The organism is Pseudomonas sp. FBCC-B1565 (assembly GCF_059133265.1).
Window position 1 is genome coordinate 2,889,360 of record NZ_CP101438.1, and the last position, 18,013, is coordinate 2,907,372.

General features: G+C 60.4%; 16 protein-coding genes. 11 read left to right on the forward strand and 5 right to left on the reverse strand.

The window, feature by feature from the left end:
* Positions 1-58: 58 nt before the first annotated feature.
* The gene (locus tag NL123_RS13775) at positions 59-1,006 is read right to left on the reverse strand and encodes a DUF1853 family protein (RefSeq protein ID WP_248481967.1); all 948 of its coding nucleotides are present in this window, start codon (positions 1,004-1,006) and stop codon (positions 59-61) included.
* 145 nt (positions 1,007-1,151) lie between these two features.
* On the opposite strand from NL123_RS13775, the gene NL123_RS13780 reads away from it, so the two are divergent.
* From NL123_RS13780 to NL123_RS13810, 7 genes are all read left to right on the forward strand, one after another.
* Positions 1,152-2,042, forward strand: a complete 891-nt coding sequence (locus NL123_RS13780) for an NAD(+) kinase (RefSeq protein WP_038845279.1) — start codon at positions 1,152-1,154, stop codon at positions 2,040-2,042.
* A complete protein-coding gene (locus NL123_RS13785; protein WP_494358302.1) occupies positions 2,039-3,013 on the forward strand; it encodes a metallophosphoesterase in 975 nt (324 codons plus the stop codon). The genes NL123_RS13780 and NL123_RS13785 overlap by 4 nt, the downstream gene beginning before the upstream one ends.
* Positions 3,010-3,879: a rhomboid family intramembrane serine protease gene (locus NL123_RS13790; protein WP_494358016.1), complete on the forward strand. Its 870-nt coding sequence runs from the start codon at positions 3,010-3,012 to the stop codon at positions 3,877-3,879. Before NL123_RS13785 ends, NL123_RS13790 begins: the two co-directional genes overlap by 4 nt.
* Before the next feature lie 14 nt (positions 3,880-3,893).
* A complete protein-coding gene (locus NL123_RS13795) occupies positions 3,894-4,154 on the forward strand; it encodes a YeaC family protein (RefSeq protein WP_017528545.1) in 261 nt (86 codons plus the stop codon).
* On the forward strand, positions 4,151-4,981 hold the full coding sequence (locus NL123_RS13800) for a DUF2797 domain-containing protein (protein WP_494358017.1): 831 nt from the start codon (positions 4,151-4,153) through the stop codon (positions 4,979-4,981). Before NL123_RS13795 ends, NL123_RS13800 begins: the two co-directional genes overlap by 4 nt.
* Positions 4,982-4,994: 13 nt before the next feature.
* Positions 4,995-7,652: an aminopeptidase N gene (gene pepN, locus NL123_RS13805; protein ID WP_494358018.1), complete on the forward strand. Its 2,658-nt coding sequence runs from the start codon at positions 4,995-4,997 to the stop codon at positions 7,650-7,652.
* A gap of 189 nt (positions 7,653-7,841) precedes the next feature.
* The gene (locus NL123_RS13810; RefSeq protein WP_494358019.1) at positions 7,842-9,284 is read left to right on the forward strand and encodes a serralysin family metalloprotease; all 1,443 of its coding nucleotides are present in this window, start codon (positions 7,842-7,844) and stop codon (positions 9,282-9,284) included.
* Positions 9,285-9,319: 35 nt separating this feature from the next.
* Here NL123_RS13810 and NL123_RS13815 read toward each other — a convergent pair whose 3' ends face one another.
* On the reverse strand, positions 9,320-10,366 hold the full coding sequence (locus NL123_RS13815) for an aldo/keto reductase (RefSeq protein WP_494358020.1): 1,047 nt from the start codon (positions 10,364-10,366) through the stop codon (positions 9,320-9,322).
* Between the two features lie 161 nt (positions 10,367-10,527).
* Between NL123_RS13815 and NL123_RS13820 the strand changes: the two genes are divergently transcribed.
* The 4 genes from NL123_RS13820 to NL123_RS13835 all read left to right on the forward strand — a co-directional run bounded on the left by NL123_RS13820 (position 10,528) and on the right by NL123_RS13835 (position 13,416).
* Entirely contained in the window at positions 10,528-11,244 is a 717-nt protein-coding gene (locus tag NL123_RS13820; RefSeq protein ID WP_248481957.1) for a helix-turn-helix transcriptional regulator, read from the forward strand.
* 52 nt (positions 11,245-11,296) lie between these two features.
* Positions 11,297-11,632: a nuclear transport factor 2 family protein gene (locus NL123_RS13825; protein WP_071490655.1), complete on the forward strand. Its 336-nt coding sequence runs from the start codon at positions 11,297-11,299 to the stop codon at positions 11,630-11,632.
* A 15-nt stretch (positions 11,633-11,647) separates the two neighbouring features.
* Complete coding sequence (gene zapE, locus NL123_RS13830; protein WP_494358021.1) at positions 11,648-12,751, forward strand: cell division protein ZapE; 1,104 nt, start codon at positions 11,648-11,650, stop codon at positions 12,749-12,751.
* A 173-nt stretch (positions 12,752-12,924) separates the two neighbouring features.
* Positions 12,925-13,416: a GNAT family N-acetyltransferase gene (locus tag NL123_RS13835; RefSeq protein WP_494358022.1), complete on the forward strand. Its 492-nt coding sequence runs from the start codon at positions 12,925-12,927 to the stop codon at positions 13,414-13,416.
* An 88-nt stretch (positions 13,417-13,504) separates the two neighbouring features.
* Here the strand turns inward: NL123_RS13835 and NL123_RS13840 are convergent, their stop codons facing one another.
* The 3 genes from NL123_RS13840 to NL123_RS13850 all read right to left on the reverse strand — a co-directional run bounded on the left by NL123_RS13840 (position 13,505) and on the right by NL123_RS13850 (position 17,971).
* The gene (locus tag NL123_RS13840; protein WP_071496030.1) at positions 13,505-13,726 is read right to left on the reverse strand and encodes a hypothetical protein; all 222 of its coding nucleotides are present in this window, start codon (positions 13,724-13,726) and stop codon (positions 13,505-13,507) included.
* A 144-nt stretch (positions 13,727-13,870) separates the two neighbouring features.
* Entirely contained in the window at positions 13,871-16,099 is a 2,229-nt protein-coding gene (locus tag NL123_RS13845) for a TonB-dependent siderophore receptor (RefSeq protein WP_494358023.1), read from the reverse strand.
* Between the two features lie 114 nt (positions 16,100-16,213).
* A complete protein-coding gene (locus NL123_RS13850; protein WP_494358024.1) occupies positions 16,214-17,971 on the reverse strand; it encodes a phosphoethanolamine transferase CptA in 1,758 nt (585 codons plus the stop codon).
* Between the last annotated feature and the right edge of the window lie 42 nt (positions 17,972-18,013).

The following is an 18,013-nucleotide window of genomic DNA, read 5'->3' on the forward strand; positions in this document are numbered from 1 at the left end:
ATTTCAAATGTGGGAGGGGGCTTGCCCCCGATGAGGCCCTGAAATTCACGACAAAACCTCAGCCAGCCCCCGGCACATTCGGCCAAAGATTGGCCACCAGAAACAACCGCTCGGCTTCCTCCCAATCCTCACCCACCTGTACCAGCCGCACCAGCAGTTGCGCCGGAGCCATCGGGTCAAGGTCGGCCAGCCAGCCGTGCATCTGCTCTTCGCTCCACACCTCATTCGCGGGGTAATGCGCCGGCGCCAGCCAGGCATGCCGGGGCAGGGGCTGCCAATGGCCCGGTTGGCTGCGGCTGACAAACGCTTGCCAGTCCCGTTGATGCAACCAACGCCCGCGCAAATGCTGCGGATGGGCGCCACTGGGGGGCATGGCCTGGCCGGGCCAGGGGTAGAGCAGGTAACCGCCCAACCACAAATGCGCATCAAACTGCTGGACATCCAACGCGGCCAGCACTTCACGGCTTTCCTCCCGCGCGGATATCGGCAATTGATGTTGGGCCAGATGCGCCAACTTGCGGTCCAGTCGGTCATGACAACCCGGCCCCAGCCACTGTGCGGTGTCCTGACCATCACCGTCCTGCGGCCCCAGATACAGCTTGATCGCCAGTTCCAGGTGATGCACGCCATCGCGGTCACGCAGCAGCATATCCAGCTCGCCGAGGGTATGCCCGGCACGGCGGATCGGCAGGTTGGCGGCCAGCAATTCCACGCCCGGCGCATGTTGCACGGCGAACTGCCACAGGCGTTCGTAATACAGGCCCAGGCGGCGCGTGCGCGACAGGCTCAACCATTGCTGCAAGGCGCTGCTGTCCTGGTCCAGCTGGCGCAGCCAGCGTTCCAACAGATGCGGCGCCTGCACCCAATCGCTGCCGGCCAGCGGGTGGCGTTGCGGCCACGGCGTCTGCGCGAGCATCGGCGGGGCGAGCATCACCCACGCCAGGTCGCGCACCTCGGGGTGGCGCAGCTGGCGGGGCAGGTTGTGCAGATCGGGGAACACAGTCATGGTCCGAGCATAGCCTTTTAACTGCGCTGAAGGTGGCTGAGAACCGTTGTCATCAAGGCTTCACGGCGACAAAGGATTTTGCCTGAGACGGCCTTTCGCCCATAATCGTTCTTTTTTGCCACACTCCACATCCCGCAGGAGCCCCATGGAGCAATTTCGCAATATCGGCATTATCGGTCGCCTGGGCAGTACCCAGGTGTTGGACACCGTCCGCCGGCTGAAAAAATTCCTGCTGGACCGCCACCTGCATGTGATCCTCGAAGACACCATCGCTGAAATCCTGCCGGGCCATGGCCTGCAGACCTCGTCGCGCAAGATGCTCGGCGAAGTCTGCGACATGGTCATCGTGGTCGGCGGCGACGGCAGCCTGCTCGGCGCCGCCCGTGCGCTGGCGCGGCATAACGTGCCGGTGCTGGGGATCAACCGGGGCAGCCTGGGGTTCCTCACTGATATCCGCCCCGATGAGCTGGAAGTCGAAGTGGCCAAGGTGCTCGACGGCCATTACCTGGTGGAGAACCGCTTCCTGTTGCAAGCCGAAGTACGCCGCCATGGCGAGGCCATCGGCCAGGGCGATGCGCTCAATGACGTGGTGCTGCACCCCGGCAAGTCGACGCGGATGATCGAGTTCGAGCTGTATATCGACGGCCAGTTCGTGTGCAGCCAGAAGGCCGACGGCCTGATCGTCGCCACGCCCACGGGTTCCACCGCCTACGCGCTGTCGGCGGGTGGCCCGATCATGCATCCCAAGCTGGATGCCATTGTGATCGTGCCGATGTACCCCCATATGTTGTCGAGCAGGCCGATTGTGGTCGACGGCAACAGTGAGCTGAAAATCGTGGTGTCCAAAGACATGCAGATCTACCCGCAGGTGTCGTGTGACGGGCAGAACCATTTCACCTGCGCCCCCGGTGACACCATCACCGTGAGCAAGAAGGCACAGAAGTTGCGGTTGATCCACCCGCTGGACCACAACTACTACGAAGTGTGCCGCACCAAGCTGGGCTGGGGCAGCCGCTTGGGGGGTGGAGGCGACTGATGCTCGATCCCGCGCGTAGCTACGACCTGATTGGTGACGTGCACGGTTGCGCCCACACCCTTGAGCACTTGCTCGACCTGTTGGGCTACCACAAGCAGGGCGGCACCTGGCGCCATCCCACGCGTATGGCGGTGTTCCTCGGCGATATCATCGACCGTGGCCCGCGCATCCGCGAGGCGCTGCATATCGTCCACGACATGGCCGAGGCCGGCCATGCGCTGTGCATCATGGGCAACCACGAGTTCAACGCCCTGGGCTGGACCACACCGGCACCGCCGGGCAGTGGCAAGCAGTTCGTGCGCGAGCACAACCCACGGCATGCGCGGTTGATCCACGAGACCCTGACCCAGTTCGAACATCACCCGGCCGACTGGCACGACTTCCTCGGCTGGTTCTACGACATGCCGCTGTTTGTCGACGCCGGACGCTTCCGTGTGGTGCATGCGTGCTGGGACGATGGCTTCATCCAGCCGCTGCGCGCCACCTTCCCGGACGGCTGCATCGACCAGCACTTCCTGCAGGCCGCGGCCGTGCCGGGCAGTTTTGCCTGCAACGCCTTCGACCGCCTGCTGCGCGGCACCGACATGCGTTTGCCGGACGGCCTCACGTTGACAGGTGGCGATGGCCTGACGCGCTCGTTCTTCCGCACCAAGTTCTGGGAAGACGACCCCAAGACCTACGGCGACATCGTGTTCCAGCCTGACGCACTGCCCGAGCCGGTGGCGCGTACACCGTTGTCGTCCACCGAAAAGAATTCCCTGCTGCGCTACGGCGTCGACGAACCGCTGTTGTTCGTCGGGCATTACTGGCGCAGCGGCAAACCGGCGCCGATCCGCCCGAACCTGGCCTGCCTGGACTACAGCGCGGTGCTGTACGGCAAGCTGGTGGCGTACCGCCTGGATCAGGAAACGCGGCTGGACCCGAATAAATTCGTCTGGGTCGACGTTGAGCGGCCCGAGGTCATCCAATGAGTACTGTGGCCGTATTGCGCCTGCCACTGAGTGTGGACCTGGGCGGCTTTATCCAACTGCTGCACCGCATGCAGGTGCCCCATCGCGTCAGTGAAGAGGCCGGGGAGCAAGTGTTATGGGTGCCCGAGACCATCAGCGACGACGTGCGCGTGCTGTACCAGCGCTTTCCCGCCGGTGACCCGGACCGGCAACTGGATATTCCCGAACAGGCAGCGACCAGGCGCCCTGGATTTGTCCAGCAACTGCGGCACAGCCCATTGACCGCACTGGTGTTGCTGGCAAGCATCATCGTCGGCGCGTTGACCTTGCTCGGTGAAAACCTGCAAGCCATGAGCTGGCTGACATTCCTGCAGTTTCGCATTATCGGCGAGTACATCCAGTTCACGCCGCTGGCCGACAGTCTGGCGGCGGGGCAGTGGTGGCGGTTGGTCACGCCGATGCTGATCCACTTCGGCATCCTGCACCTGGCCATGAATGGCATGTGGTACTGGGAGTTGGGCCGGCGCATAGAGGCGCGCCAGGGCAGTATCAACTTGCTGGGCCTGACCCTGTTGTTCAGCCTGGTCTCCAACTACGCTCAATACGCTTATGGTGGCCCCGGTCTGTTCGGTGGGTTGTCCGGCGTGTTGTATGGCCTGCTCGGGCATTGCTGGATTTTTCAACTGCTGTCGCCCAACCCGGCCTATCGCCTGCCCCGTGGGGTACTGGTGATGATGCTGGTCTGGCTGCTGCTCTGCCTGTCGGGGCTGGTCTCGATGATCGGTTTCGGCGAAATCGCCAACGCGGCCCATGTCGGCGGCTTGGTCATCGGTTGCCTGACAGGTTTGCTGGGCGGGCTGTACAGCCGTCGCAAATCGTCTATTTGATAAGGAAGAGCCTCATGTCCTCTTTTGCTGAAATGATCGAAAACATCACCCCGGACATCTACGAGAGCCTCAAGCTCGCCGTGGAAATCGGCAAGTGGTCCGATGGCCGCAAGCTCACCGCCGAGCAGCGCGAGCTGTCGTTGCAGGCGGTGATCGCCTGGGAAATCCAGAACCTGCCGGAAGACCAGCGCACCGGCTACATGGGCCCGCAGGAATGCCAGTCGAAATCGACCACCGTGCCGAACATCCTGTTCAAGTCGGATGCGATCCATTGATTGAAATCAGTCGCGGTGCAGTCAGCAAGATGTCGGCGCAACTCGGTGAGCCGACCGTTCAATACGCGTTTCGCTTAGGAAGTGCCGAGGTGCCGGTCAATCCGTTGATCGGCACCCACGTGCGCCTGGAATACCTCGGTGCCATCCATTGCAGCCATTGCGGCCGCAAGACCAAGACCAGCTTCAGCCAGGGGTATTGTTACCCGTGCATGACCAAGCTGGCCCAGTGTGACCTGTGCATCATGAGCCCCGAGCGTTGCCATTACGACGCCGGCACCTGCCGCGATCCAGGCTGGGGCGAAAAATTCTGCATGACCGACCATGTGGTGTACCTGGCGAATTCGTCAGGGATCAAGGTCGGCATCACCCGCGCCACCCAGCTGCCGACGCGTTGGCTCGACCAGGGCGCGAGCCAGGCGCTGCCGATCATGCGCGTGGCGACCCGCCAGCAGTCCGGTTTTGTCGAAGACCTGTTCCGCAGCCAGGTGGCCGACAAGACCAACTGGCGTGCGCTGCTCAAGGGCGACGCCCAGTCCGTCGACCTCAAGCAGGTGCGTGATGAACTGTTCGCCGCCTGCGCCGACGGCTTGCTGGGTTTGCAGGAACGCTTTGGCCTGCAGGCCATCCAACCGGTCACCGACATCGAACCGCTCGAAATCCGTTACCCGGTGGAGCAGTATCCGACCAAGATCGTCAGCTTCAACCTGGACAAGAACCCGATTGCCGAAGGCACGCTGCTGGGGATCAAGGGCCAGTACCTGATCTTCGACACCGGCGTTATCAATATTCGTAAGTACACGGCCTACCAGCTCGCCGTGCATCAGTAGAAGGATGCCACCCATGCGCACCGAACAACCGAAGATGATTTACCTCAAGGACTATCAGGCGCCGGACTACCTGATCGACGAGACCCACCTGACCTTCGAGTTGTTCGAGGACCACAGCCTGGTCCACGCGCAACTGGTGATGCGCCGCAATCCTGAGCGTGGCGCTGGTTTGCCGCCGTTGGTGCTGGACGGCCAGCAGCTGGAGCTGCTGAGCGTAAACCTGGCCGATCAGGCACTGACTGCTGATGACTACGAACTGACCGACAGCCACCTGACGGTACATCCGAACAGCGCGACGTTTACCCTGGACACCACGGTAAAGATCCACCCGGAAACCAACACTGCGCTGGAAGGCCTGTACAAGTCCGGCAGCATGTTCTGCACCCAGTGCGAGGCCGAGGGCTTTCGCAAGATCACCTATTACCTCGATCGCCCGGATGTGATGAGCACCTTCACCACCACGGTGATCGCCGAGCAACACCGTTACCCGATCCTGCTGTCCAACGGCAACCCGATCGCCAGCGGTCCCGGTGAAGATGGCCGTCATTGGGCAACCTGGGAAGACCCGTTCAAGAAACCGGCGTACCTGTTTGCCTTGGTGGCCGGTGACCTGTGGTGTGTCGAAGATACCTTCACCACCATGACCGACCGCACTGTGGCGCTGCGCATCTACGTCGAGCCGGAAAACATCGACAAGTGCCAGCACGCCATGACCAGCCTGAAAAAATCCATGCGCTGGGATGAAGAAACCTACGGCCGTGAGTATGACCTCGACATCTTCATGATCGTCGCGGTGAACGACTTCAACATGGGCGCCATGGAAAACAAGGGCCTGAACATCTTCAACTCCAGCGCCGTGCTGGCCCGCGCCGAAACCGCCACCGATGCTGCGCACCAACGGGTCGAGGCGATTGTTGCCCATGAGTACTTCCACAACTGGTCGGGCAACCGTGTGACCTGCCGCGATTGGTTCCAGCTGTCGCTCAAGGAAGGTTTTACCGTGTTCCGTGATTCGGGCTTCTCGGCCGACATGAACTCGGCCACGGTCAAGCGCATCCAGGACGTGGCGTACCTGCGTACCCACCAGTTCGCCGAAGACGCAGGCCCGATGGCCCACGCGGTGCGCCCGGACAGCTTCATCGAGATCTCCAACTTCTACACCCTGACCGTGTACGAAAAGGGCTCGGAAGTGGTCGGCATGATCCACACCTTGCTCGGCGCCGAAGGCTTCCGCAAAGGCAGCGACCTGTACTTCGAACGCCATGACGGCCAGGCCGTGACCTGCGACGACTTCATCAAGGCCATGGAAGACGCCAACGGCGCTGACCTGACGCAATTCAAGCGCTGGTACAGCCAGGCCGGTACGCCGCGTCTGGCGGTGAGCGAGTCCTACGATGCAGCCGCGAAAACCTACAGCCTGACCTTCCGTCAGAGCTGCCCGGAAACCCCGGACAAGGTGGAAAAACTGCCGTTCGTGATTCCGGTGGAGCTGGGCTTGCTGGACGGGCAGGGCGCTGGCATTGCCTTGCGCCTGGCCGGTGAGGCAACTGCGGGTGGCACGTCGCGGGTGATTTCGGTGACCGAGGCCGAGCAGACGTTTACCTTCGTTGATATCGCCGAACAGCCGTTGCCTTCGCTGCTGCGCGGCTTCTCGGCGCCGGTGAAGCTGAGCTTCCCGTACACCCGCGACCAGTTGATGTTCCTGATGCAGCATGACAGCGACGGTTTCAACCGTTGGGATGCCGGCCAGCAGTTGTCGGTGCAGGTGTTGCAGGAGCTGATTGGCCAGCATCAGCAAGGCCAGGCCTTGAAGATGGATCAGCGCTTGATCACTGCGCTGCGCAGCGTGTTGAGCGACGAAGGCCTGGACCAGGCGATGGTCGCGGAAATGCTGTCGTTGCCGGGTGAAGCCTACCTGACTGAAATCAGCGAAGTGGCAGATGTGGATGCCATCCACGCCGCCCGTGAGTTTGCACGCAAGCAACTGGCGGACAACCTGCACGAAGCGCTGTGGCTGCGTTACCAGGCCAATCGCGAGCTGTCCAAGCAAACGCCGTACGTGGCGGCCGCCGAGCACTTTGCCCGTCGCGCGTTGCAGAACATCGCGCTGTCGTACCTGATGCTCAGTGGCAAGCCGGACGTGTTGGCAGCAACCATCGAACAGTTCGACACCAGTGACAACATGACCGAGCGCCTGACCGCCTTGGCGGTGCTGGTGAATTCGCCGTTCGAGGCAGAGAAGGCCAAGGCGTTGGCGGTGTTTGCCGAGAACTTCAAGGACAACCCGCTGGTCATGGACCAGTGGTTCAGCGTGCAAGCTGGTAGCACGTTGCCCGGCGGGTTGGAGCGGGTCAAGGCGTTGATGGAGCACCCGGCGTTCACCCTCAAGAACCCGAACAAGGTGCGTGCCTTGATCGGTGCCTTTGCCGGCCAGAACCTGATCAACTTCCACGCGGCGGATGGCTCGGGCTATCGTTTCCTGGCGGACTTGGTGATCCAGTTGAATGGCTTCAACCCGCAGATCGCTTCACGCCAGTTGGCGCCGCTGACCCGCTGGCGTAAATACGACAGCGCGCGTCAGGCGCTGATGAAGGCGGAACTGGAGCGCATTCTGGCGTCCGGTGAGTTGTCGAGTGATGTGTTCGAGGTTGTCAGCAAGAGCTTGGCTTAAGCGTTGATCCAAAGGCCTGTCCACTGGGTGGCAGGCCTTTTTCGGTCCATTTCCTACATCGATACCGAAAACCTTCTTGCGTCTGCTTCTACTCATCCACTGATGTTGAGGAAAGTGCCTACGGTGCACCTCGTTGGCCAATGTCATGATTTTTCAATCACCACAATGATTGTAAAGAAGGATATTGATATGGCTATTACCCAGTCGGCTCCTGCCCAAACTCCACCCAGTACTGCGTTCGAACAGATGCAGGCATTCGGCCGTCGCCATGAGCGCGTGCCGGGTCAAGACGTCAATGGCAAACCATCTCTCACCCATGATCAGGCGGGGGAGCAAATAAATCTCAAGGGCAGAGAGCGTTGGCCGGACCGCGACGGCGACGGCAAGGCAACCTTTTCCTATTCGTTCGCCAAGCGCCCTGGCGCAACCTTCAATCAGCCGAAGCTCATCGGTTTCAGTGAGTTCAATCCTGAGCAGAAGGCTCAGATGCGACTGTCCCTACAGTCTTGGTCAGACGTCGCCAATGTCAATTTTACCGAGAAGGAAAATGACGGAACGGGCGATGGGCATCTGCGGTTTGGCAACTTTCAGGAAATCGAGGGTGTGAAAGCTCCGGATGGAAAGGCGGTTACCGTATACGATCCGCAGGGGCATGAGCAGCAAGCCTGGTTTCGAGTGGGCGGCTATGACGCTAACCGCGCACCTAAAGTGAACAGTAAAGGCCGCAATACGTTTACCCATGAGGCTGGGCATCAAATCGGCTTATCCCATCCTGGAAAATATGGTGGACCAAGTGCCGGATATGAGAAGGCGGCCGAGTACGGCCAGGATACTCAGGGGCATTCGGTCATGAGTTATTGGGAGGAGACTCACACGGGGCAGGATTTCAGTAAAAAAGGAAAACAGTATTACGCGTCGGCCCCGCAAATGGACGACATCGTCGCTGCCCAGCAGCTCTACGGGCCGAATTGGCAAACCCGCAAAGGCGACACCGTCTATGGCTTTGGTTCCAACACTGACCGGGATTACTACACCGTCAAATCGGCCAGCGACCCTCTGGTGGCTTCGATCTGGGATGGCGGCGGGCATGATACGTTGAACCTGAGCGGTTATCGCGATGATCAGAAAATCAACCTCAATGCGGGTTCGTATTCGGACGTTGGGGGGATGAAAGGCAACTTATCCATTGCGCCGGGTGTGGTCATCGAGGATGCCGTCGGTGGTATGGGTAATGATTGGATGCTCGGTAACTCGGCTGCCAACAGGCTGAAGGGTGGCCCCGGTGATGATGTCATCGATGGTGGGGCCGGGCAGGACGAGCTGTGGGGCGGCAGCGGCAAGGACGTATTTTTGTTTTCTGACGCAAGCCATTCAACGCCCGATGCGCCCGATCGCATCATGGATTTTCGCAGTGGCGAGGACAAAATCGATGTGTCCAGCGTTCGGTTCGCCAGCGGCCAGCCTGAATTGAAGCATGTCGAGGTATTCACGGGTCGGCCAGGTGAAGCAATACTGACTTACGACGCCAAGACACGCTTTAGTACGCTGCAAATCGATACCACTGGCAACGCAAAGCCAGACTTCAAAGTGCTGGTCAAGGGGCAGGTGAAGCGCAGTGATATCGTCGCCTGATGAAATGGGCTGCCCTTGTGGGGCTGCCCAGGTGTTCAGATTACTGGCGGTCGCTGTTGGTCCGGACCTTTGGCGACGGGGAAACGCTCTGCAATGATCCCGTGCGGCACGCCGAGCGGGATGGCGCTGGCGGTGTCGAGGCGGGTGACTTGCTCGGCCGACAGGTGCACATTCAACGCGCCTAAGGTGCTGTCCAGCTGGGCGCGGGTGCGCGAACCCAGGATCGGCACCAGCGCGGTGGTCGAGCGCCGGGCCTTTTCGCGCAGCCAGGCGATGGCGACGTGGGTCGGCGTGGCGTCGATTTCACCGGCGACCGCCAGCAACGCGTCGAGCACCGCGGTTTCACGCGCACTGTGTTCGGCGTGCACCAGGATCCCGAGTTTGTTGGCGCGGTTGTCGTCCTGGGTGTTGCGGTACTTGCCGGTCAGGAAACCGCCGCCCAGGGGGGACCACAGCGTGGCGCCCAGCCCCAGCGCTTCGGCCATTGGCAGCAACTCGCGGTCGGCGCTGCGTTCCACCAGGCTGTATTCCACCTGGATGCCGATGATGGGCGCGAAGCTGCGCACGTCGGCCAGCAGGTCGGCGCGGGCAATGCGCCAGGCGGGGAAGTTGGACAGGCCGGCATAGTGGATCTTGCCGGCGCGTACCAGGTCATCGAGGCCGCGCAGGATCTCTTCCATGGGCGTGACGTTGTCGCTCATATGTGCCCAGAGCAGGTCGATGCGCTCGGTGTTCAAGCGCTTGAGGCTTTCTTCCACCGAGCGCACCAGGTTCTTGCGGTTGTTGCCGACGCGGATCGTGCCTTCATCGGACGGCTCGGTGCGCAGGGTGTACTTGGTGGCCACCACCAGGTTGTCACGCTCCGAGGCGATAAATTCCCCCAGCAGCTTTTCGGCCTGGCCGAACTGGTAACCGTTGGCGGTATCGAGGAAGTTGCCCCCGGCTTCGAGGTAACCATCAAAGATCGCCTTGGCTTCGTCGCGCTCGGCGCCATGGCCCCAGCCCGTACCGAAATTACCGGTGCCCAAGGCCAGTTCAGATACCTGCAGGCCGCTGCGGCGGCCAAAGATTTTATTACGCATACAAAAACTCCAGAGGCAGTGATTGTCTTACATGTTTGGTAACATGTATTAAATATGATCTGCATAATTTATCGGGTCAAGCGACTTTTTTACTGCTGACGATTTCTGACAGGGGGCTTTGCTATGCTGCTGCACTTTTCCATTTTCTGGCGGGAAACCCCGTGTCACGTACCACTCGTCTACTGACTTTGCTCCAGGCCCTGCGGGGCAAGAAGCGTCCGGTGACCGCTGCCGTGCTGGCGGCGCAGTTGGAGGTGTCCGAGCGCACGCTGTATCGCGATATCGCCGAATTGACGGCCTTGGGCGCGCCGATTTTTGGTGAGGCGGGGGTAGGGTATGTGTTGCGCAGTGGCTTGTTTCTGCCGCCCTTGATGCTGAACGCCGAGGAAACCGAAGCTATCGTGCTCGGCTTGAGATATGTGGACCAGCGCGGCGATGACGTGCTCAGCCGCGCTGCCGCCAATGCCCTGGCGAAGATCGCCGATGTACTCGACCCTGCCGCCCAGGAAGCCTTGCGCAACCCGACGCTGCTGCCGGGGCCGCCCGGCTTCGGTTACCCGGAAAACCGCGTGCCGCTCAATGTGTTTCGCGAGGCCATTCGCAACCAGGCCAAGCTGCAGATCGATTACGCCGACGCCAGCCAGACCCAGAGCCAACGCCTGATCTGGCCCCTGGCCCTGGGTTTTCTGAATGAAGTGAGGGTGATTGTGGCCTGGTGTGAATTGCGGGGGGCCTATCGCACCTTTCGCACCGACCGCGTGGCGAGTGCACAGGTGCTTGGCGAACGTTACCCGGGGCGGCGCAGCGATTGGCTGCGGGCCTGGCGCAAGTTGATGGAACAGAACGAATCCGGGCCGTTTACTCCTGACAAAAACTGACACAACCCTGGCTTAGCATGGCACTACAAATCACCCAGAAAGGAGCTGTGTCATGTCTATCCCTGAGTTGGCACCGGCCATCGTGGCCTATATCGCGGCGGCCAATACCCGTGACACCTCGGCTATCGCCCAGTGTTTTGCCGAGGATGCCAATGTGTTCGATGAGGGCCAGCACCAGGTCGGCGCTGCCGCCATTGCGCGCTGGATGGAAGACACCGGGCGTCGTTACCAGCCGCGGGTCGAAGTGCTCAAGGTGCAACACCGTACCGGCAAGGTGCTGGTCAGCAATATCGTGTCCGGCAATTTCCCGGGCAGCCCATTGGAGCTGCGCTACACCTTTCGCTTGAACGAGCAGGGCAAGATTTCGCGGCTGGATATTTCGCTGTAGTTCATACTGGCGGGCATGACTTTCGACTCGCCCCTCGCTGCCTACCAATACGCCGTTGCTCAACCGGGTTTCGTCGCCGACGCCGCTCAGCGCCGCGCGGTGGACGCCCTGCAAGCCTGCCACGAAGCCCTGCACCACAGCCATGCACCGATCACCGGCGTGTACCTGTGGGGCCCGGTGGGTCGGGGCAAGACCTGGCTGATGGACCAGTTCTACCAAAGCCTGCAGGTGCCAGCGCGGCGTCAGCACTTTCATCACTTCATGCAGTGGGTGCATCAGCGCCTGTTCCAACTGACCGGCACCCACGACCCCTTGCAGGCCCTGGCCCGGGAGCTGAGCCAGGCAGTACGCGTGCTGTGCTTCGACGAATTGTTCGTCAATGACATCGGTGACGCGATTATCCTCGGGCGGCTGTTTCAGGTGATGTTCGATGAAGGCGTGGTGATGGTCTGCACCTCCAACCAACCACCTGACCAGCTGTATGCCGAGGGTTTCAACCGCGAGCGATTTTTGCCGGGCATTGCGGCGATCAAGCAACATATGCAGGTGGTTGCGGTGGATGGGGGAGAGGATCACCGGTTGCATCCGGGCGCGGGTATTCAGCGCTACTGGGTCAACCAGCCCGAGGCGCTGGCGGGGGTGTTCCAGCGCTTGGCCCAAGGTCAACCGACTCGCAGCGGGCCGCTCGTGGTAGGGCATCGCGCCATCGTCGCCGTGCAGTCCAGCGACACGGTGCTCTGGTGTCGTTACGCCGACCTGTGCGAACAACCGCTGGCGGCCATGGACTTCATGCTGCTGTGCGATCGCTTCAAGGCGATCCTGCTCGGTGAAGTCCCCAACCTCAGTGCGCAAAAACGGCCTGGCCGGATTGCCCGCGGCACTGAGGATGGCGTGCAACGTGTAGTGGCCGGTGATCGCGAATTGCCGGAGTTGTCGGTGCACGATGACAGCGTGCGTCGGTTTATCGCCTTGGTGGACGAGTGCTACGACCGTAAAGTGCCATTGTTCATTGAGGCCCAGGTGCCGCTGGAGCGACTTTATACCGAGGGCTACCTGGAATTTCCCTTCCGCAGGACACTCAGCCGCCTGCAAGAAATGCAGTTGCAGCGTTTCGGCTGACGCCCGTACGAAAAAATCCAGGAGTCGGCCGGTTGCGCGTTTTCAACCGTGTAACCTTCGCGCTTTCGTGCGCATATTTGTAGTTAATCTCCTTCATCTGGCGCCTGCTCCACGCTTACAATCGTGCCCCTCACAGGGAGCCGAATCCCTTGTAATCGTGATCGAGGAAGGACATGGACACCCCAGACATCCTGGTGCTGCAAGCCAGCTACACCAACCCCGTGCATGCCGACGCCATCGGCCGCGTGCTCAACCATTACGCCGAAGACCCGATGGGCGGTGGCCACAGCCTGCCCGCCGACCTCCTGGAGCAACTGCCAGGCGAGCTGGCAAAGCGGCCTCATGCATTCAGCGTACTGGCGTTTGTAGGCGGTGAGCCGGCGGGTCTGGTCAATTGTTTTGAAGGGTTTTCCACGTTTGCCTGCCGTCCTTTGATCAACGTCCACGACGTGGCGGTGATGGAGGCGTTCCGTGGTTTGGGGCTGAGCCAGAAAATGCTGCAAAAGGTCGAGGAAATTGCCCGTCAGCGTGGCTGCTGCAAGATCACCCTGGAGGTGCTCGAGGGTAATGCCGTGGCTCAATCGGCGTATCGCAAGTTTGGTTTTGATGATTCGAAGTTTGACCCGGCCCACGGGCGCATGTTGTTCTGGAGCAAACCGCTTTAATAAATAACAGGCAAAAAAAGGCGCCATTAAATGGCGCCAAGTTGACCCTAACCAAAGGAGCGGGATGGCAAAGGGTATTACGGTTACATCAAGTGTTTGGTTGTTGCTCGGCAGCGGACTGGTCAGCGGTTTCTTTCTTCACGTTCTTTCCATCGGCAAGCGCGGTTTGTGCAGCGGTGCCGTGGGTTTGTTGCTGCACGAAGGTGAAGTCGTTGTAGAACGCCTTGGAACGCTCAGAGCCGCCTTCGGCAAAGGCGGCGGCGGAGGTCAGGGTCATCAGGCTGGCAAGCATCAGGGTGGAGAGTTTCATGGCAGTGTTTCCGGTAAGTGTGATCGGTATCCGCTCTGTCCTTGATCAGATTCATGGGGCGAGTGTGGAGGGAGTTTATTAAGTAGGAATTAACGCCAAAAAAACCAAAAGCTAACAATTTCGTTAACTTTTGGTTAAAAGGTCCTACATCTTCCAGTCCAATGCCAAGGTGATCGAGCGTGGGTCGCCCCAATACACGCCGTTATAAAAACCAACGCGCTCGTAATACTTTTTATCAAATAGATTGTTGACGTTTAACGACGCCGTAACATGTTCATCGAACTGATAGCGGGACATCAGGTTGACCACGCTGTAGGCCTGCTGAGTGATCTTTGCCCGTGTGGTGATCCGGTTGCCCTTGCTGTCACGAGCCCCCGTTGGCCGGTTGCTGAATTCGTAGATATCGCTCTGCCAGTTCACGGCACCGCCGACCGTCAGGTTGCGCCATGCACCGGGTAAACGGTAGGCACTGGAGACCTTCAGCAGGTTCAGCGGCTGGCCGGTGTTGTTGCGTTTGTGCGTGCCATTCAATGAGTGGGTATAGGTGTAGCCGGCCGTGAGATTCCAGTCCGGCATCACTTCGCCGGCCACCTCCAGCTCGAAACCGCTCACCTTGTTACCCTTGCCGCCTGACTTGTAGTACTCCTCGCCCGTTTTGGGGTTCGGCAGTACGGAGTAGTCCCGTTCGGCGACGTTGTCCTGCTTGCTCCAGAAATAGGCGGCCGCTACGTTCAAGCGCTCCTGCAGCAAGCTGCCCTTGAGCCCGACTTCATAGTTGCTGCCCACCACGGGCTCCAGGTACTTCTCGTTGACGTCCTTGAGGCTCTGCGGCTTGAAGATGTCGGTGTAGCTGGCGTAGACGGTGTACTCCGGCGTGATGTCGTAGAGCAGCCCGGCGTAGGGCGTCCACATATCGTTGTGGGTCTGGCGGGTCTTGTTGGCCCTGAGCAATTGGTCATTGGCCGTGTATTCAGGCGCCGCGCTTTCCAGCTCCCAGCTGCCATAACGGCTGCCGAGTACCGCATGCAGGCGCTCTGTAAGGCTCAGGCGCGTGGCCAGGTAGCCAGCTTTCTGTTGCTTGCTGCTGTGCTCACCCTTGAGCTCGGTCACGGTGTCGGTGAACTTGCCGATCCCGCCCATGTATTTCCAGTCTTCGATGCTGTAGTAGCCGCCGGGGATGCTGCTGCGCATCACGGGCGAGACGTCCCGCTGCGTGGCCTCGCCATAACCCATCATCAGTTCATGTTCACGGCCCAGCAGCGCATAGCTGCCAGCCAGGTTCAGGTCAATCGCCTCCATTCTCGACGTGCCGCGCATATGGCTGGCCCAGGCGGTCATGCCGCTGCGGTCGTCGTTGGGGAACCCCGCACCGCCGTAGTAGACCTTGCCGTCCGTGTCGCTCTGGCGATGGGTGTAGGCCGCCTTCAAGTGCCAGTCGCCATTCAGGCGGTGATCGAGGCTGGCAAAGGTGGTCTTGTCGGTCAGCGGCCAGGAGCTCCAGTGCGCTGCCATATTGGTGGAGCGCGACAACCCAGCCTTGCCGCCCTGGCTGTTCCAGTAGGGCACAGTGCCCCAGGATGTGCCCTGTACCTTTTTGTCCTGGTAATCAAAACCGACCGCCAGCACGGTGTCGTCCGACAGGTCGCCTTCAAGGATGCCGTAGCCGACTGCCCGCTGCAGCGCGTAGTTGTCACGGAACGATTTGCTGTCGCGATAGGCCAGCACTGTACGCCCGCGCAGCTTGCCGTCGTACGCCAACGGGCCGCCGACATCCACGAAGCTGTAGTAGTTGTCATGGCTGCCACCGCTCACCCCGGTTTTCGCCTGCCACTGGGCGGTGGGGCGCTTGCGCACCATATTGACCGTGGCCGAGGGGTCACCCGCACCAGTGGTCAAGCCGGTAGCGCCGCGAACCACCTCGATGCGGTCGTAGATGATGGTGTCGGAATCGGACTTCATGTAGCCGAAGGTGTTGAGCATCCCGTCAATCTGGAAGTTGTTGATGCCGTAGCCACGGGAGGAATAGGACACACGGTCGGAGTCGTTGTGCTGGACGTTGACCCCGGTGGTCTGGCGTAGCACTTCGGTCAATGTATTGAGATTGAAATCATCCATCTGCTGGCGAGTGATCACCGAGATCGATTGTGGGGTTTCTTTAACCGACAGGTTCAGCCGTGTGGCTGTGCTCATCGAGCCGGTGGTGTAGGCCCCGGTGTGCTCGGTGGTGGCGCCCAGGCCCTCGGCGGTGATGCTGGTGGCCCGCAGCTCGAGGGCTTGGTGTTCGGGGTCGGTTTCAGCCAGCAGGTCGGGGCTTGCGCCCACGCTGAAGAGGCCGAGGGTGAGCGTCATGGAACGGGTGAAAGGCGCGAACATCGCGGAAGACTCCTTGTCGTCTTTGCGGCCTTTCCGGTCGGAAAAGGCCTTGGTTCAAAGACGAAAGGACAGGGGGAACTTTAGGCTTAAACGAGAATGATTGTTATCTTTCTGTTACAAGGCCGGTTTTTCCTGCAGCACCACGTCGGTCGGGTTGGCCTTTTTCGGCTTGATCAGGCTGAAGTCGATCAGGGGCTTTTGTTGGCGCTCGTAAGGGTTGCCAATCATCCGCGGGCGCGGTGTGAAGCTGTCACTCACCAGGCTTTTTGTACGGTCCAGTTCATTGAAGCTAAGACCGGCCAGATCAGCCCAGGTGTGAATCAACTGCGAGCTGGAGTAGGGCCGTTGCAAGTCACCGGCGAAGCTCCAGTCGTGGGTTTCGCGCCATTTCGGTGAGGCATAGGCCATGAACGGAATGGTGTACATCGGCGCTGTCGGCTTGCCTTCGTTACGTCCCAGGGTGGTGTGGCCAATCGAGTCGAAGACATCTTCGCCATGGTCCGACAGGTACAGCAGGAAGCCGTTGGGATCGGTCTTGGCGTAGTCCTTGATCAGGCTCGACACCACGAAGTCGTTGTACAGCACCGCATTGTCGTAGCTGTTGTAGGTGGGTAACTGGTCGTCGCTGATGCCCGCCGGCACGCCCTGGCGGTCGGTGAATTTGTCGAAGGTTGGCGGGTAGCGGTACTGGTAGCTCATGTGGGTACCCAGCAAATGCACCACGATGAACTTGCGCTCGGCCGGATCGGCCAGGGCCTTGGAAAACGGCGCCAGCACGTCGCCATCGTATTGGCGGGCGTTCTGGTTGCGGTTGTTGTTCAGGTACACCTGCTCGTCGGCCTGTTCGGAAAAGGTCGTGAGCATGGTGTTGCGCTTGGTCATGGTCTGCTGGTTGGTGATCCAGTAGGTCTTGTAGCCCGCCTGTTTCATCACGCTGACGATGGATGGCGTCTTCAGGTACAGGTCGGGGTTTTCTTCGTCGGCGAAGGTCAGCACCTGTTGCAACGCCTCGATGGTGTAGGGGCGCGGGGTGATGACGTTGTCGAACACCGCCAGTTGGTCACGCAGTTTGTCCAGCTCCGGCGTGGTGTTGCGCGGGTAGCCGTAGAGGCTCATGCGCTGGCGGTTGGTGGACTCGCCGATCACCAGCACCAGGGTCGACGGTTGGCCGGCCATGGTGTCCTTGAGGTTGGTCAGGGGCGGGATCTGGCTGGCGCTGTGGAGCATGCCTTGCATGTTGTCCAGTTGCTCGGTGTAGCGGCGGTAGGCGACGATCATCTGCCACGGCACGGCCGGTTCGATACGGGTTTCAAAGCGATCGATGGCCTGTTCCATGTTGTCGCTGGTGGCGATCTGCTTGACCAGCGGATAACCCACCACCGCCAGCACAATCGCTGCCGCCGCCAGCATCGACTGGCCGCGAGGCAGGTAGACCGGGCGCAGCCGCGTCCACAGGAAGACGGCGAAGGCGGTATGGGCGATGAACGCCAACACGATCCACCAGGCAAAATACTGGGTGGCGTATTCGCCGGCTTCCGAGATGTTCGACTCGAACATGATGAAGATGACGCTTTGGGAGAATTCCTGCTGGTAGATGAAGAAATAACCCAGGCTGGCCATGGAACACGCCCACAGCACCACGCCGATCAAGGCGGCGAGCAGTCGTGTACGGCGGGGGAACAGCAGCATGGGCGCAAGCCACAGTGCACTCATGAAGAAGGCTTGGCGAAAACCACTGAAACCGGAAGTCCCAGTCAACTGGATCAGCAGTTGGGTAATGCCCGAGAAGTACCAGAAAAACAGGAACAGCCAGCCAAGGCCGGCCCAATCAAAGCCTTTCGCAGACGTGGTGCTGCGTTTGAACATCGCCATCCAGCGCTCCAACCCGTTGATGTTTCAGTTGACGCGCAGTGC